Below are 15,772 nucleotides of genomic sequence, written 5' to 3' on the forward strand. Positions count from 1 at the left end.
CGAAGCGCTATGAGTTTATTTTCTATGAGAGAAGTTTTTAAGCAAGTTCGCGATCGAATGAACCCGCCCCAAGCCGCGTGCTGGCAGACCTTCATCTTGTTGAGCGTGTTCTCTGTGGTCGTCGCCGGGTTGACCTCCTCTCCGGTGCAAAACGTAATTGCCTCGCTGGGGTGGGTGTTTTTGATTGCGGGAGTCTGGTGGTTTACCTACGATCCGGCCGTCAAGAAAAAGCTCACCGTCAACACGCTGTTTCTCGGCCCGTGGATTACAGGCGCACTCGTCTCGATCTGGCTATTTGGCAGTCTGCAAGGAAGACCCACCGCGGCCTCTTATATTAGTTGGCCAGTCATCTCCTCGATAATCTGGTCAATCCGGCGGTTTATCAAGACTGACCCAGTGACAATTACACCGACCTATACGGCTCCGGCCCCGGCGGCTCGGCAGGAAATTGTGCTGGTGCTGCTGAGTAATCTGATTATTAGCTGCTGGTTTCAGTTTTACTTTTTGATGCAAGACTGGCTCAACAATTACCCTAGCCTCCGAGCAGATGACTTTAGCCGTAGTGCTTTTGTGTTTGAAGTGCAGCCCCAAAACAACATGGGATCGCGGGGAATTGAAGTGTTAGACACCGCCGAAAAAGTTTTGAAACTGCGTCTAGAAGGAAAGCCCTGGCCAGAAGTCGAGCGCTGGCTTAAAGATCTCGATCAGGAGATGCCTGCTTTTTCTGCGGATGTCCAACAACAATTGCCGCGAGTTACCGAAAACGACCTATGGGATATTCGAGGTCGAGTCACGTCTGATCAGTACACACTAGAGCTTCAAGCAGTTTGGGGAGGGCCAACGGCGCGATCGGGCGGTTACTCGGTCACCAAGTCTTGTCAAATCACTCAAAGCCGCAAGATTGGCCCGCCTGCTCAGTTTGACTTCAGATCTCCTGCCCCGCCTGCGGTGTCTGCTCCCGTGACGCGATCGGTGGGAGTCGTCAACTGTGGTGCGCCCAATGTGCCAGAGCGGAGACGACGATCGCGCTAAAAGAAAGTCTAAAGAGATTGAGATTCAAATTCTATAACAGCCATGATGGAAGCGTATCTACAAGTCAGCGAAGTGATCGATTGGAAAGCGTCTGCAATCTTGGAGCTTGCTCAAAAACTGGCATTCAGACAACACACTTCGGAGGCGATCGCCGCCGCTTGTTTTGAGTGGGTTCGAGATGAGATTCGTCACAGCTACGACTATCAGATGAATCCGATTACCTGCCGCGCTTCGGATGTCCTGCAATACAAAACGGGATATTGCTTTGCCAAAAGTCATTTGTTAGCAGCGTTGTTGCGAGCCAACGGCATTCCGACTGGATTTTGCTATCAGCGATTGAGCATTGACGACAAGGGCGCACCCTACAGTTTGCATGGGTTTAATGCAGTCTATCTGTCTGACTGGGGTTGGTATCGCGTGGATGCTAGAGGCAATCGATCGGGAGTCAACGCTCAATTTACTCCTCCGCATGAAAGGCTGGCGTTTCAGATGCAATTGTCTGAGGAAGCGGATTTTCCAGCCATTCTCTCAGAGCCACTGCAAACCGTTGTAGAAGCGCTGCAAACTTACAAAACATGGGATAAAATGCTTGCTCATCTTCCAGACGTTTCCCTGGAGAGTGCAGAAAGTTTGGGTTTGAGGCAATCTGGACGATTGCGTTGCTGAATCAGGGAATGAATTGCCCCAAAGCGGCGGGGGTTCAAAGTCCCCCAATTTTGGGGGATTTAGGTGGCGAAAAGATGGACACTTCCCACAGAGTCATCCCTCCAATCAGCAACGCCTGGACGATAAACAAAACAGGAATTTTTGTCTGAAAGTTTCCCGGAAGTTGGCAGCTTGGAGGGCAAACGTACCAAGAAACGACGCGAAAAACCTGTGTTGAATTGACGGTAAAAAAGAGGATTAGGGAAGATGGCACATCAGGCGGTAGGCAGTGTGGGAAGTACGATCGGACGCACTTGGACGATCGCCACCAATGTATTTCGAGAAGTGATTCGCGATCGAGTTCTTTATCTGGTGGGCTTGTATGCGCTGGCGATGGTGTTGGCAAATCGGCTCTTACCCGAAATCTCGGCTGCAACTGAGAAAAAGATTCTGCTAGATCTGGGACTGGCCGCCATGAATCTGCTAGGACTCGTAATCGCCGTCTTTGTCGGAACGGGACTCGTCAACAAAGAAATCGAGAAGCGTACTGTCTTTGTGCTGATTGCCAAACCCGTCAGCCGGACAGAATTTATCATCGGCAAGCATTTGGGATTGACGGCGGTGTTAGCCGTTTTGATTGGGGCGATGACCGCGATCGCGCTCACCCTTTTTCACTTTGCTCAGGTGCCTCATTCGCTGCGAGACATTGTGATTTCATCGGGCTTTTTGCTTTTGCAGCTTTCTCTCATTACGGCAGTGGCGATCGGTTTTGGGGTGTTTACGAGTTCTCTTTTGGCGGTCTTGTTTACCTTCGCCGTTTATTTAATGGGCAATCTTAGCCGCGATCTGGTCGCCTTCGGCAAGTTGGCCAAAAATCCCTCGATCGAAGCTGCCACACGAGGACTCTATTTAGTTCTTCCCGATCTAGCGCGTCTCGATCTCAAAAATCAAGCGGTCTACAATCTGATTCCTAGCCCCGAAATTTTACTGATTAATGTAGGCTACGGATTGCTCTACATCGGACTGGTGCTGGCGATCGCGTCTCTAATCTTTTCGGTGCGAGAATTCTAGCCTCTCCTTTATTCTTCACCCGTTTTCGTGAGTTTTTGACGAAGCAAATCCGTTAAGAACGTTGCGATCTCCGTAGATTTGGGTAGGATGATCAACAAGAACCGTAAACCCCTGGCGGCAAATGCGGTCTCTACTGAGTCATCAGGCTGTCCGATCTCAATCTGCTTTATGCATTTGCATCTATCCGCTTTTCAGGAGACTGGCGGCGTGACTTCTCTATCAGGAGCTTTCGCCCAATCTGACGGGCTGCCCTCTGTCGCAGAACTTTGGGTTGAGCGTTGTCTAAGTCACCTTCACACCCGTCTCAATGAGTGCTTTGATGCGGCTTTGATGTCATCGTCGTCAAGAGGTTCGCTCTCTTTGAGTGACCCGCAAGAGGTCGCGCGTCAGCTACTCCAAACCTTAGTCGATCACCTGGGTCAAGCTCTCAATGGTGAAATGGTGGCGATCGTAGAGCCAATTCTCACCCAGAGCGACCCGCTAATGTTTAAAGTCCAGTATCGAGCCTCGGTCTCATTGTCTCAGCCCAGTTCGACTTCTGAGCTTGCTGAGCTTGGTTTCGAGTACCCGATCGCGCAGTCCACTTTAAATCAATGGCAAACTCAAAATTGGCAAAGTGCCTGGCCGATGGGTGAGTCGTTTAAGACGGGTGGGCTGATTGCGCTTGCGTCGTCTCCTCAATCTGCTCGATCTGACGGGTTATATGAGCAACTGCGATCGACACTGGTAAAGCGGGCGATCGCGCAGGCGATACAGGTCATTCATCGATCGCGACAAGTTGAGCAACTTCAACAGCACAATCATCAGCTACGGGCGCAAACGCAAGAACTGACGCAAGCCAATCGTCTCAAAAGTGAGTTTTTGGCCAACACCAGTCACGAAATTCGCACGCCGTTAAGCTCGATTTTGGGGTTTACTCATCTGCTGCGCGAACAGGGCTACAATCCCGGTAACGTGCGCCATCAAGAATATCTTAGAATTATTCTCAGCAGCGGTCAGCATCTGTTGGCACTGATCAACGACATTCTCGACCTTTCTAAAATTGAAGCCAACCAGCTAGATCTGCAATGCGAAACGGTGGACGTTTTGAGCGTCTGTCAGATAGCGCTTAAGCTGGTTAAAGAAAAAGCCAACGATCGCGGTTTGACGCTCAAATTAGACGTGACGGATGAGGTGAAGACGATCGAGGTCGATCCGCTCCGACTCAAACAAATGCTGTTTAATCTGCTGTCCAATGCTCTGAAGTTTACTGCAAAAGGCACCGTTGGCTTAGAGGTAAACGTCGTTGCAAAAGCGCTAAACTTCACCGTCTGGGATACAGGAACAGGCATTTCTGAAGCACAACAGCAGCTTTTATTTCGCCCCTACACCCAACTGACGAATGCCGTTCAAGGCGAAGGAACTGGACTGGGATTGGCGCTCACCCAAAAGCTGGCAGAGTTGCACGGCGGCACAGTTGAGGTGAAATCACAGTTAGGACAAGGATCGCGGTTTACGATCGTGCTTCCGGTCGTCGCAGATGGAGGAAATTCTAAAAGTCAGCCTATTCCTCAAGGAGACACTCCCGTTTCGCCTGTCCTCAATGCTCAAAATCCGACTCCCCAATTTTTTACGCCACCTGCCAACAAGCGAGGATCTGCGATTCGGGCGCACAACGTTTTGTTGGTTGAGGATAACCTTCACAATGCTCGATTGCTGATTGCTTACCTGTGTAAATTGGGCTATGAAGTCACCTGGGTCAAAGATAGTAGTGAAATGTGGCAGTCGCTCACTCAGTCACTTCCGGCGCTGATTTTAATGGACATTCACCTCCCCGGAGCAGATGGTTTAGAGTTGACGCGACAACTTCAGACTCACGCCGACTACCGATCGATTCCCGTCATCGTGCAAACTGCGATGGCGATGAAGGGCGATCGAGAACGCTGTCTGGCATCCGGAGCCGTCGATTACATCTCAAAGCCGATCGACCTCAAAAATTTGGCTAACCTCGTCGCAAAGTACAGCCGCACGGACAGTCAAGAACAGGGGTCAACCGACTCAAAAAATAAAGTGTAGGGTGGAATAGTCAAGAGGTTTGAGTTGAAATCACTTCTCACCCCTAAGAGGACGTTTGAAACGTATTAAAAGCTGCTCTGCTTCGTTGCTGTCCCGCCCCCTTGACTGTAAGTCAGGGCTAACCGAATCAAGTCCTCTGAAGGGACTAAAAGTCAATCTACACACCGTCTTCAGTCCCTTTAGTGGACTTCGCACCGTTAGCCCTGACTTACAGTCAAGGGGCGGGTGAATTCGATAAACGATACTTTTCAAACATCCTCTAACCCCTCACCCCCACCCCTCACTTTTCCCCTCCGATGCAAAAACTCGATCGACTCAAAGCCCTGTTTGCCGAAATGGAGAATGCGTTAATTGCTTACTCTGGTGGCATTGATAGTACGCTCGTGGCCAAAATTGCTTTTGATGTGTTGGGCGATCGTGCCCTGGCTGTGACTGCCGAATCTCCGTCTCTATTGCCCGAAGATCTGGAGGATGCCCAAATCCAGGCGGCCGAAATTGGCATTGCTCACAAGGTCGTTCAGACGCACGAAATGGACAATCCCAACTACAGCAGCAATCCGGTTAACCGATGCTACTTCTGTAAAAGTGAACTGCACGATACCTTAAAGCCGTTGGCGACGCAGTGGGGCTACCCTTATGTCGTAGATGGTGTGAATGCGGACGATCTGCACGACTATCGACCGGGAATCCAGGCGGCCAAAGAACGGGGAGCGCGATCGCCCTTAGCTGAAGTCGGGGTTACCAAAGCTGAAGTTCGCGAAATCTCCAAGTATCTCGGTTTGCCCTGGTGGGATAAGCCTGCTCAACCTTGTCTGAGTTCTCGGTTTCCGTATGGTGAAGCGATTACGATCGCCAAACTTCAGCGCGTTGGACGGGCGGAAACTTATCTGCGAAAGTTGGGCTGGCGAGATTTGAGAGTGCGATCGGAAGGCGATACGGCCCGAATTGAAGTGTTGCCCGATCGAGTCAAAGAGTTCGTGATTGAAACCGATTTACCAACGCTCGTTTCTGCCTTTCAATCTTACGGTTTTCTCTATGTAACGCTAGATCTAGAAGGCTACCGAAGCGGCAAACTCAATCAAGTTCTACAATTTGCGTCCGCCAATTCAAAAGCGTAACTTAAGATAAAAAGCACTGGAGGTTTGCAAAATGGTAAATCCGTTACCTGTTTTAACGACTGTTCCAACTGATACCTGGGTAGAAGCGGACTGGGAAGACTTCTTGACGTTTGCGGATGACCCAACTTTAGCCAGTGGCAGATTTTACTATGACCAGGGCTACATGAGGATTGAAATGGCTGCATTGGGTTCTTCGCACTGTCAAGACAACTCAATTGTCGCAAACGTCGTTCTAATGTTTGGAACGATTAAAAACATTCCGTTCAAAGAACTGATAAACGGTAGCTTTCGTAAGGTAGGAACACAAGAGGCTCAACCTGATGTCGCGTATTACATCGGTGAGTTTTTAAGATTTCCGCCTCGCAACAATTCACCCATCAATCTAGATGAGTTACCTCCTCCCACGCTTGTTATTGAGGTTGCAGCGTCCTCTCTCCAAGATGATAAGGAGCGTAAGAAAAAGCTTTATCAGCGCATGGGCGTTCAAGAATACTGGGTCGTTGATGTAAAGGCGAGTCAGGTTTTAGCGTTTACTTTATCTGCGAATGAAAGTGTTCCAATTCGTATTTCTCAGGTGTTGCCAGGGTTAGAGATGACGATCGTAGAAGAGGCTTTGAGACGATCGCAAACTGAAGACAACGGAGCGATCGGTCGTTGGTTGATAGCGTCGTTTAGCCAGTGAAGTTTAGCCAGTGAACCTACAAACAAGCTTCGACGAGCGGCTGACCTGTGAGGCTAAAGGGTCGGACTTCGGTGATTTTGACTTTGACGAGTTTGCCTTTGAGTTGGTGAATGTCGCCTGCAAAAAAAGTTAGCCGATTGCCGCGAGTCCGTCCCATGACTTGAGTGGGATCTTTGAGGTTTTGATCTTCGACCAGAATCTCCTCGATGCGATCGCCATACCGTTGAGACCGTTCTTCTGCCTTGACGTTGACCAATCGATTCAGACGTTGCAGGCGATCGCTTTTCACTTCCTCACTCAACTGGTTGTCCCAAACAGCGGCAGGCGTACCCGGACGAGGCGAATAAGCTGCTGTGTTCACCAAATCGAAGCCAATATCATCCACCAGTTTCAGCGTGTTCTCAAATTGAGCTTCTGTCTCACCGGGGAAGCCGACGATCGCATCCGCACTGATCGACGCATCCGGCATGTAGGCGCGAATCGTGTCAATAATTCGCCGATATTTTTCTTGAGTGTAGCCGCGTGACATTGCCTTGAGCAGATCATTATCGCCCGACTGAAACGGGATGTGAAAGTGTTCGCAAACCTTGGGCAACTCGGCACAAGCACGAATCAGCCGTTCGGTGAAGTAGCGAGGATGGCTGGTTGCAAAGCGAATCCGCTCAACCCCAGAGACATCATGGACAAAGTAAAGCAGATCGGTCAACGTGTGTTTGTGCCGACCTTCGGGCGTGGCTCCAGGCAAATCGCGGCCGTATGCGTCAATGTTTTGTCCGAGCAGCGTGATTTCTTTAAAGCCTTGTCGTCCTAATTCTTCCATTTCTGCTCGAATCGCTTCGGGAGTCCGAGACTGCTCAACGCCGCGCACATTGGGCACGACACAATAAGTACAGCGTTCGTTACAGCCATAAATTACATTCACCCAGGCGGTCACACTGCTGTCTCGTCTCGGTTTTGTAATGTCTTCGACAATGTGAATCGCTTCGGTAGCGACAACCTGATTGCCACTAAAAACCTGTTCGAGCAGATCTTCTAGTCGATTGGCATGTTGGGGGCCCATGACGAGATCAAGTTCGGGCACCCGACGCAGGAGCGCTTCGCCTTCTTGTTGAGCAACACAGCCCGCAACGACGATCGTCAATTCTGGGTTTTTTTGTTTGCGCGCCGCCTGTCTGCCCAGGTAAGAATAAACCTTCTGTTCGGCGTTGTCTCGAATCGTGCAGGTGTTGTAGAGAATCAAATCTGCATCATTGGCTTCGTCTGCCCACTCAAAGCCCATCGTTTCCAGAATGCCAGCCATGCGTTCGGAGTCGGCTTTGTTCATCTGACAGCCGAAAGTGGTGATGTGGTAGCGGCGAGATTGAGCAGTCATGAGGTGTCACTTGTTGCGAGGAGCCAGCTATCTATTGTAGATCGCCCTTTCACAGTTCTTCCAGGTTCCATCCAGGCTTCTGAAATAATCGACAGATCCATTCGCTACAGACGGGAAAGCGATCGCAGGATAGTCTGTAAGGCTGCTTGACTTTTGGAGCGATCGCTGCGTGCCCCTGACTCCATATCACGATCAGGCATTCTTTACAAAACTTAAGAACTTATTTTGGTCAAAAGCTGCCTCCATAGATACAAAACGATACAAAAACTAAATTTTAAGAGACCGTCGAAGTCATTGCCAGATGTGGATTTCAGAGAATCTAAAGAAAAAATGAGTTAAGCACTCTTAACAAACTCTCTTAAAACGTTTTGATTAATTTTAGAAAAAACCTTCTAATATTCGCCACAAGCCAGTCAGAGCGCCAATTTCATTATTTGTTACGCTTGTCTTTACACAACTCAACAACTTGTAACAAACAATGGCTCTACCGCATTGTATAAAAAGACTCGAAGGGTAAAAACAACAGATGAAACCCATCTAAAACACTGATTTAACAAGACCTCCCGACCTCTCATATAAAAATGAAATTTTCTCAGATTTCTAAACTTCGCTTCATGAACTGGATTGTTACCTGGTGACATGAAACGGCTTGTATGAAGAGCAAGAGGGCTTGGGAAATTTAAGTTGCGTTTTCTGCCCACCTGACTGGTAACGCAGTCTCCCAAATGGCTCGACGCACCTTCCCGTTTGAGCCAAACCCGAACTAAACCCAGATTATTAGGAGAAATATCCAATGCTAGACGCATTCGCTAAGGTTGTTTCACAAGCCGATGCCAAAGGTGAATTCCTCAGCAACTCCCAACTCGACGCTTTGTCGGGAATGGTGAAAGATGGCAGCAAGCGCCTGGATACCGTCAACCGCATCACCAGCAATGCTTCCACGATCGTTGCTAACGCTGCTCGCTCCCTGTTTGCCGAACAGCCCCAACTGATCGCTCCCGGTGGCAACGCTTACACCAACCGTCGGATGGCTGCTTGCCTGCGCGACATGGAAATCATCCTCCGCTACGTGACCTACGCAACCCTGGCTGGAGATGCAAGCGTTCTGGACGATCGCTGCCTCAACGGTCTGCGCGAAACCTACCAAGCTCTGGGCGTTCCCGGTGGTTCTGTGGCTGCTGGCGTTCAAAAAATGAAGGAAGCTGCGGTTGGCTTGGCAAATGACCCCAACGGTATCACCAAGGGTGACTGCTCGGCTCTGATGTCCGAAGTTTCTAGCTACTTCGATCGCGCTGCGGCTGCGGTTGCTTAATCGAGCGGCTAACAAGCTAACCGCTAACTTTTCTCTATAACAACACCACATCTTTTAGGGAGATATTTGACGATGAAGACCCCCATTACCGAAGCGATCGCATCTGCGGATACCCAAGGTCGTTTTCTGAGCAACACCGAACTGCAAGCCGTCAACGGTCGCTTTGAGCGCGCTGCTGCCAGCATGGAAGCTGCTCGTGCTTTGACCAACAACGCTCAAAAACTGATCGACGGCGCGGCTCAAGCAGTGTACTCCAAGTTCCCCTACACCACCCAGATGCAGGGCGCAAACTTTGCAGCGACTCCCGAAGGCAAAGCAAAGTGCTCTCGTGACATCGGCTACTACCTCCGCATGGTCACCTACTGCCTGGTTGCAGGTGGCACCGGCCCGATGGATGAGTACCTGGTTGCTGGCTTAGATGAAATCAACCGCACCTTCGACCTGTCTCCTAGCTGGTATGTTGAAGCGCTGAAGAACATCAAGTCCAGCCACGGTCTGAGCGGTCAAGCTGCTAACGAAGCAAACACCTACATCGACTATGCGATCAACGCCCTAAGCTAATCGCGCGTCTTGCCCGGAAGAGTATCGCGACTTGCTGGCTCTGGTCAGCCGTTGTTTACCCTTCCGGGCATTGTTTTATCTAAACCTGGTGGCGGTTGGCGGTCGGCAACTAGCGATTTGCTTTTTTTGCGCGATCGACTAACGGCTGACAGCAAATAAAACCGTTCATTTAGGAGAAATCATGGCTATCACAGCAGCAGCTTCGCGTTTAGGAACGTCCCCTTTTGCAGAAACGACTCGCGTCGAGTTGCGGAGTCCCTGGACAAAAGAAGATATTGAAAACGTCAGTCGTGCCGTTTATCGTCAGGTGTTGGGCAACGACTACATCATGAAGTCTGAGCGCTTGACGAGTGCAGAATCGCTTTTACGCGATGGCAAAATCACCGTTAGAGAGTTCGTGCGATTGGTCGCCAAGTCTGAGCTATATAAAAACAAGTTTCTCTACGGCAACTTTCAGACCAGAGTCATCGAACTCAACCACAAACATTTGCTGGGTCGTGCCCCCTTTGAAGAATCTGAAGTGGTGCGTCATCTAGATATCTACGAGACTCAGGGGTTTGACGCTGAAATCGACTCTTATCTGGACTCAGAAGAATATCAAGCCAGCTTTGGTGACAATGTGGTTCCCTTCTACAGAGGGTTCCAGTTTGAGACGGGAGCCAGAACGATCGGCTTTACCAATCTGTTTCGTCTCTATCGGGGCTACGCCAACAGCGATCGCTCTCAAGCTGAGGGCAATCGGTCTCGTCTGGCGCAAGGTCTAGCGCAGAACGTTGCTACCACGATTCGGCAGCCTTCTAGCACCGATGGCGGCTGGTCACACTACAGTCCTTCTAGCGACTCGGCTCCGAGCAAATGTTTGGGCGGCTCCTACGGAGAGAGCGGCCGCATTTATCGAGTCGAAGTAGCTGGCGTTCGGGGTAAAGGCTTCCCCAGTGTTCGTCGCAGCAGCACTGCGTTCTTGGTGCCCTACGAGCAGCTTTCACAAAAGATGCAGCAGATCCAACGCACGGGCGCAAAGATCGTGAGCATCACGACTGCTTAAGAAAGAATGAGGGATGAGGGATGAGTTAGCGAGGATTTCAGAAACTTTGTAGGATGAGCGGTTGCTTATTGTGCGGTTTTTGAGGGTGCTCACAGCGTCTTTCATCTCTTATCCCTGTTCTGACAAGTTTGTTTTCAACTATCACAGGAGATCTTAAGAATGCTTGGTCAAACCGCCGTTGGTAGCGCTGCCAATACGCCTTCTGGTAGCCGGATGTTTCGTTATGAAGTTGTGGGCTTGCGCCAAAATGACCAGACTGATTTACAAAACTATGACATTCGTCGCAGTGGGAGTATTTTTATTACGGTGCCCTACAGCCGTATGAATGAAGAGATGCAGCGGATCACTCGTATGGGTGGCAAAATCGTCAACATTGAGCCGATGACTTCTGAAGAAGGCTAACTCGATCGCAGGCTGAAACGGCTTTTATGGGTCGTTTTCAACCAGACGATTTTATTGAATCTAGCGTTTCTCTGAGTTTCAGCCTCTAGACAAAAGCGATTCTCTTTCCCATTCGTTGTTCTTGTTTATCCCTATGTCTCTCCCATTACTCAAAGTAACTCCCAAGACTCAAAACCAGCGTGTCGATGGATATGATGTTTTGGATGAAGATGATCCCCAGGCGTATCGATTGAGGGATGCCACCAGCGTTGCCGAAATTGATGAATTGATCTGGGCAGCCTATCGTCAAATCTTTGGCGAACACCTGATTCTCGAAAGCTATCGTCAAACCTTTTTGGAGTCTCAACTTCGCAATCGGATGATTTCGGTTGCAGACTTTATTCGCGGGTTGGGTAAGTCTGATGTCTACCGCGAACTGGTTTGGGATACTAACTCTAATTATCGAGTTGTAGATCTCACCTGCAAACGCTTTTTGGGACGGGCCAGCTATGGGCAAGATGAGCAGATCGCGCAGTCGATCGTCATCGCCACCAAAGGGCTAAACGGATTTATTGACGCGATCGTCGATGGTGCAGAATATCGTCAGGCGTTTGGAGATGACATCGTACCGTATCAGCGTCGTCGTCTCGAAGGTCGTCCCTTTAACTTGACCAATCCCCGCTACAGTGATTTTTGGCGGGGACGCTTGCTCGAACGAGAGTTGGCAACGGGTTCTTACTATCGAGTGCGAACCTACAACGCGGCCGACCTCGACAAGCAGGTGATTCGACAAGCCATTCCGTTTGCGTTCTTGAATATGGCCCAATCCATTTTGACACCACATCAAGATTCTCAGCGTCACGTTGCGAGAGCGACTTCTAGCGCGATCGCCGTACCCGATATGAGTCGTGAAGTCGAAAAAGGCAAGCCAACGGTCAAACGGGTGGCGGTATCGTTGCCCTATCGCTATATTCCTGGCAATCCAAAAGTCTGAACGGTGACTGGGATCAGCTAGATTCCTTGCGCCTCATTCTTCGCCCCTCATTCCTGATTTAGCCCTATGTCAATTCCTTTACTTGAGTACCAGCCCTCGTCTCAAAATCAGCGTGTTGCTGGCTATGAGGTGCCGGGTGAAGATACGCCTTACATCTATCGCCTTGAAGACTGTGCCGACTTGACGGACATTGAGCAGCTAATTTGGGCGGCTTATCGTCAGGTCTTTAGCGAACATGTGATTCTCAAGAGCAGCCGTCAGGTGAATCTAGAATCACAACTGCGAAATCGGGCGATCACCGTTCGCGACTTTATTCGCGGTCTGGCAAAGTCAGACACCTACCGCAGATTGGTGGTCGAAACTAATTCTAATTATCGAGTGGTCGAGCTGACGCTAAAGCGGTTACTCGGTCGTGCTTCTTACAACAAAGACGAAGAACTGGCCTGGTCAATCAAAATCGCGACGTTGGGTTGGGATACCTTCATCGACACGCTGCTGGATAGTGAAGAGTACGATCGCACCTTTGGCGACAATACTGTTCCTTATCAACGTCGTCGGTTTAAAGATCGGCCGTTCAACCTCGTGACCCCTCGCTATGGCAACTACTGGCGCGATAAGTTAGAAACTGAGCGCTACAAGTGGGGCGCTGTGGCCAACTTTATGGATATGGCACGATCGATTAAGATCAAACCCACTGAGTTTACTCCGGTGAAAACGGACAACATTCAAATTCCTGACATGACTCGTGAAACGGTCGCCAGTGGCACGGCCGCCTCAATCAGCAGTTCTTCGAGTTTCCCATTGCGGTAGTTCTGCATTCTCACAAACAAGATCTTGCAGACAAGACGCGGGATAATAGTTTCATTATGGATTTCACGATCGTTTCCTAAATCGAAAATCCAGCCTCATCTAACCACTACAAGAGGGATACTGGAATGGCATTGCCATTATTAGAGTACAAACCAACGACTCAAAATCATCGGGTGAGTAGTTTTGGAACTGCCGACCAGAACGAAGACACGCCCTACATCTATCGCATCGAAGACGTGAGCGACGCTAGTGAAGTGGAAGCCCTAATCTGGGCAGGCTACCGTCAGGTCTTTAGCGAACATGAAACGCTGAGATTTAACCGTCAAATTGCCTCAGAATCTCGGTTGAGAAATGGTGCCATTACGGTGCGTGATTTCATTCGTGAATTGGCAAAGTCTGAGCGGTTTTATAGCACCGTCGTCTCGGTCAACAACAACTATCGTCTGGTGCAAATTTGCCTCAAGCGGTTTTTGGGACGCGATTCTTACAACAAAGCTGAAGAGATCGCCTGGTCGATCGTCATTGGCACCAAAGGCTTTGGCGGTTTTGTAGACGCGCTACTTGACGGCGAAGAGTACACGTTGGCGTTTGGGGACAATACCGTTCCCTATCAGCGCAAGCGGATGGAGGCTCGGCCGTTTAATCTGGTGACACCTCGCTATGGTGAAGACTTCCAGGAAACGGCGGGTACGGTTCAGAACGACTGGCGCTTTACAATCGAGAAGTACTACACCAAGAAGTATCAAGATCGCAAGCTGGCCGAAGGCGACCCTCGCAGATACTCCGACATGGCCGCCTCGATCGCGCCCAAGGTCAACTATGCTCAAAAGCTCACGGCTTCGGGCATTGACTATATGAGTAAGGTGCCTTCGAGAGGAAAGCGTTAAAGAAAGGGGTGAGGGATGAGTTGACTCAAAACTTAGAACTCAAAGCTTAGAACTCACAATCTAGAACTCGTGACTGGGTTTGATGGTTGGTTATGTTGCGGTGGTTGAAGGTGTTTTACTTTTGGCGATCGCTGGATAATCGGCTATCAGGCCCAGTGCTTGTTTTAAACTCAGTCCGATCGTCTTCGATTCGCTTGCTTCCTGAATCTCCCCTAGGTAGAAGACTTTAAGCCAGAACTAAAAGTCCCCCAAAACTGGCAGCTTGGGGCAAAAGATTCAAACAACGCAGCGAAGGAATTTCACTAAGGAACGCGAGTTTATTAACCTGAAATTCTCTAAATATGCTTGGTCAATTGATTTTGGCTTCGTTTTAATGGGTTGCAGCCCCCAAATCCCCCAAAGTTGGGAGACTTTGAAGCTCGAACCCGTTTTGAACTCCAGAATTTTTTGATCTCAAAGTCCCCCAGAATGGTAGGGTTGATTTATTCTAGGGAGAGAAAAGCGAACAGCCGATTCCCTCATTAGTTGCTAAGAACCATCCAAATGAAAGAATCAGGGTTTTGGGTTTCCTTGATTTTCCCTTAATCAGAATGAATCAGCCCTACCCCAGAATGGGAGATTTAGGGGCGAAGTCGCTTGGCAATAAACGATCTTATTTAGTTCACGATCCTAACTTCAATTAATGAGATTCTTTGCTCAGGCTCATCAAATTACACAGCTTATAAACGGCTCTGGCGGCGACGTTGCCATCCCATTCTTGATTACCGACTTCTACCACATCAAAGCCAATAATTTCTCGCCCACTTCGCACCACTTCCCGAAATAGACAAATAGTTTGCTCTAGCTCCAAGCCGCCGGGGACAGGCGTTCCAGTGTTGGGACAAAGCTTGGGATCGAGTCCGTCAATATCAAAACTAATGTAAACCTGCTGAGGCAATTGAGCGACGATTTGTTGACAAAGATCTAACCAGGAAACCCCGGCATACAGCTTCTCTTTTAGCATCGGATCAAAGTAGGTAGAGACACGATCGCCCGACTGTTGAATTAACTCAATCTCATCGTGACAGACATCACGAATTCCTACCTGGACAAGTTTTGAGATTTGCGGCAGTTGCAGCGCATTAAACATGATCGAGGCGTGAGAAAACTGGAAGCCTTCGTAAGCGTCGCGCAGGTCAGCGTGAGCATCAATGTGCAAAATGCCAAAGTCTGAATAGCGATCGCTCAACGCCCGAAAATAGCCCAAAGGAACACTGTGATCGCCGCCAATCACGACCACTTTTTTACCCAACTTCATCGCCGCTTGCGCCTGATCAAAGAGCCACTGGTTAACCGCTTCACATTCTCGGTTAATTGTTTGCAACACTTGGGACAGATCTGCATCGTCTGCCACTTGTTTGCCTTGCTCCAGATGCTCAATAATTCGCATCGCATCCTGTCTGAGCGCGTCGCTTTTTTGCTGAATCGACTGCGAAATCTCTGTCATAAAGATCCCTTGTTTCCAGCCGTTGGGATGATCAAAGTCAAAGATATCTAACTGACGCGACGCATCCAAAATCGTCTGAGGAGCGGCGGCCGTTCCAGCGCGATAAGAAACGGTGACTTCCCAGGGAACGCCAATCACAATAATATTGGCCGATTCGTAGTCAAAAGGCAGCCCCAATAGATTGCCATTATCAACGCCGATGTCGTTTGGGTTAAAATTTTGCAGAATTTGTGCGGTTGCCATTGTGCAGTGAGAAAGAGAGAGAACGATCTCTTCGAGTTACCCGCAAGGGGTCGCTTCGAGTTACCCGCAAGGGGTCGC

16 protein-coding genes are annotated in these 15,772 nt (G+C 49.5%); 14 read left to right on the plus strand and 2 right to left on the minus strand.

What is annotated here, in order from left to right; translation table 11 throughout:
• The first annotated feature begins 9 nt into the window (after positions 1-9).
• The 6 genes from ACKFKF_RS22035 to ACKFKF_RS22060 all read left to right on the plus strand — a co-directional run bounded on the left by ACKFKF_RS22035 (position 10) and on the right by ACKFKF_RS22060 (position 6,603).
• Complete coding sequence (locus ACKFKF_RS22035) at positions 10-1,032, plus strand: DUF5357 family protein (protein ID WP_446869700.1); 1,023 nt, start codon at positions 10-12, stop codon at positions 1,030-1,032.
• A gap of 42 nt (positions 1,033-1,074) precedes the next feature.
• The gene (locus tag ACKFKF_RS22040; protein ID WP_446869701.1) at positions 1,075-1,698 is read left to right on the plus strand and encodes a transglutaminase-like domain-containing protein; all 624 of its coding nucleotides are present in this window, start codon (positions 1,075-1,077) and stop codon (positions 1,696-1,698) included.
• Between the two features lie 246 nt (positions 1,699-1,944).
• Positions 1,945-2,748 carry an ABC transporter permease gene (locus ACKFKF_RS22045; RefSeq protein WP_446869702.1) on the plus strand — a complete coding sequence of 268 codons (804 nt, stop codon included), beginning with the start codon at positions 1,945-1,947 and terminating at the stop codon, positions 2,746-2,748.
• 87 nt (positions 2,749-2,835) lie between these two features.
• Positions 2,836-4,803 (plus strand): ATP-binding protein, encoded by a 1,968-nt coding sequence (locus ACKFKF_RS22050; RefSeq protein ID WP_446869703.1) that lies wholly within the window; start codon positions 2,836-2,838, stop codon positions 4,801-4,803.
• Positions 4,804-5,099: 296 nt separating this feature from the next.
• On the plus strand, positions 5,100-5,921 hold the full coding sequence (larE, locus tag ACKFKF_RS22055) for an ATP-dependent sacrificial sulfur transferase LarE (protein ID WP_446869704.1): 822 nt from the start codon (positions 5,100-5,102) through the stop codon (positions 5,919-5,921).
• A 31-nt stretch (positions 5,922-5,952) separates the two neighbouring features.
• Positions 5,953-6,603 (plus strand): Uma2 family endonuclease, encoded by a 651-nt coding sequence (locus tag ACKFKF_RS22060; RefSeq protein ID WP_446869705.1) that lies wholly within the window; start codon positions 5,953-5,955, stop codon positions 6,601-6,603.
• Positions 6,604-6,619: 16 nt separating this feature from the next.
• On the opposite strand, the gene miaB is transcribed toward ACKFKF_RS22060, so the two are convergent.
• Positions 6,620-7,975, minus strand: coding sequence for a tRNA (N6-isopentenyl adenosine(37)-C2)-methylthiotransferase MiaB (gene miaB, locus ACKFKF_RS22065; RefSeq protein ID WP_446869706.1), 1,356 nt, complete (start codon positions 7,973-7,975; stop codon positions 6,620-6,622).
• 793 nt (positions 7,976-8,768) lie between these two features.
• Between miaB and ACKFKF_RS22070 the strand changes: the two genes are divergently transcribed.
• From ACKFKF_RS22070 to ACKFKF_RS22105, 8 genes are all read left to right on the plus strand, one after another.
• Positions 8,769-9,287 carry a phycocyanin subunit beta gene (locus ACKFKF_RS22070; RefSeq protein ID WP_446858064.1) on the plus strand — a complete coding sequence of 173 codons (519 nt, stop codon included), beginning with the start codon at positions 8,769-8,771 and terminating at the stop codon, positions 9,285-9,287.
• Positions 9,288-9,359: 72 nt separating this feature from the next.
• Complete coding sequence (gene cpcA / locus ACKFKF_RS22075) at positions 9,360-9,848, plus strand: phycocyanin subunit alpha (RefSeq protein WP_446858063.1); 489 nt, start codon at positions 9,360-9,362, stop codon at positions 9,846-9,848.
• A 9-nt stretch (positions 9,849-9,857) separates the two neighbouring features.
• A complete protein-coding gene (locus ACKFKF_RS22080) occupies positions 9,858-10,007 on the plus strand; it encodes a hypothetical protein (protein WP_446858062.1) in 150 nt (49 codons plus the stop codon).
• A gap of 22 nt (positions 10,008-10,029) precedes the next feature.
• Positions 10,030-10,893 carry a phycobilisome rod-core linker polypeptide gene (locus ACKFKF_RS22085; RefSeq protein WP_446869707.1) on the plus strand — a complete coding sequence of 288 codons (864 nt, stop codon included), beginning with the start codon at positions 10,030-10,032 and terminating at the stop codon, positions 10,891-10,893.
• A 159-nt stretch (positions 10,894-11,052) separates the two neighbouring features.
• Positions 11,053-11,295, plus strand: a complete 243-nt coding sequence (locus ACKFKF_RS22090; RefSeq protein WP_446858060.1) for a phycobilisome linker polypeptide — start codon at positions 11,053-11,055, stop codon at positions 11,293-11,295.
• Between the two features lie 133 nt (positions 11,296-11,428).
• Positions 11,429-12,268 carry a phycobilisome rod-core linker polypeptide gene (locus tag ACKFKF_RS22095; RefSeq protein ID WP_446869708.1) on the plus strand — a complete coding sequence of 280 codons (840 nt, stop codon included), beginning with the start codon at positions 11,429-11,431 and terminating at the stop codon, positions 12,266-12,268.
• A 66-nt stretch (positions 12,269-12,334) separates the two neighbouring features.
• Entirely contained in the window at positions 12,335-13,078 is a 744-nt protein-coding gene (locus ACKFKF_RS22100) for a phycobilisome rod-core linker polypeptide (RefSeq protein ID WP_446869709.1), read from the plus strand.
• Between the two features lie 125 nt (positions 13,079-13,203).
• Positions 13,204-13,965, plus strand: a complete 762-nt coding sequence (locus tag ACKFKF_RS22105) for a phycobilisome rod-core linker polypeptide (protein WP_446869710.1) — start codon at positions 13,204-13,206, stop codon at positions 13,963-13,965.
• A 679-nt stretch (positions 13,966-14,644) separates the two neighbouring features.
• Here the strand turns inward: ACKFKF_RS22105 and ACKFKF_RS22110 are convergent.
• Complete coding sequence (locus ACKFKF_RS22110; protein WP_446869711.1) at positions 14,645-15,694, minus strand: agmatinase family protein; 1,050 nt, start codon at positions 15,692-15,694, stop codon at positions 14,645-14,647.
• Positions 15,695-15,772: the final 78 nt, after the last annotated feature.

The organism is Phormidesmis sp. 146-12 (genome assembly GCF_052939495.1).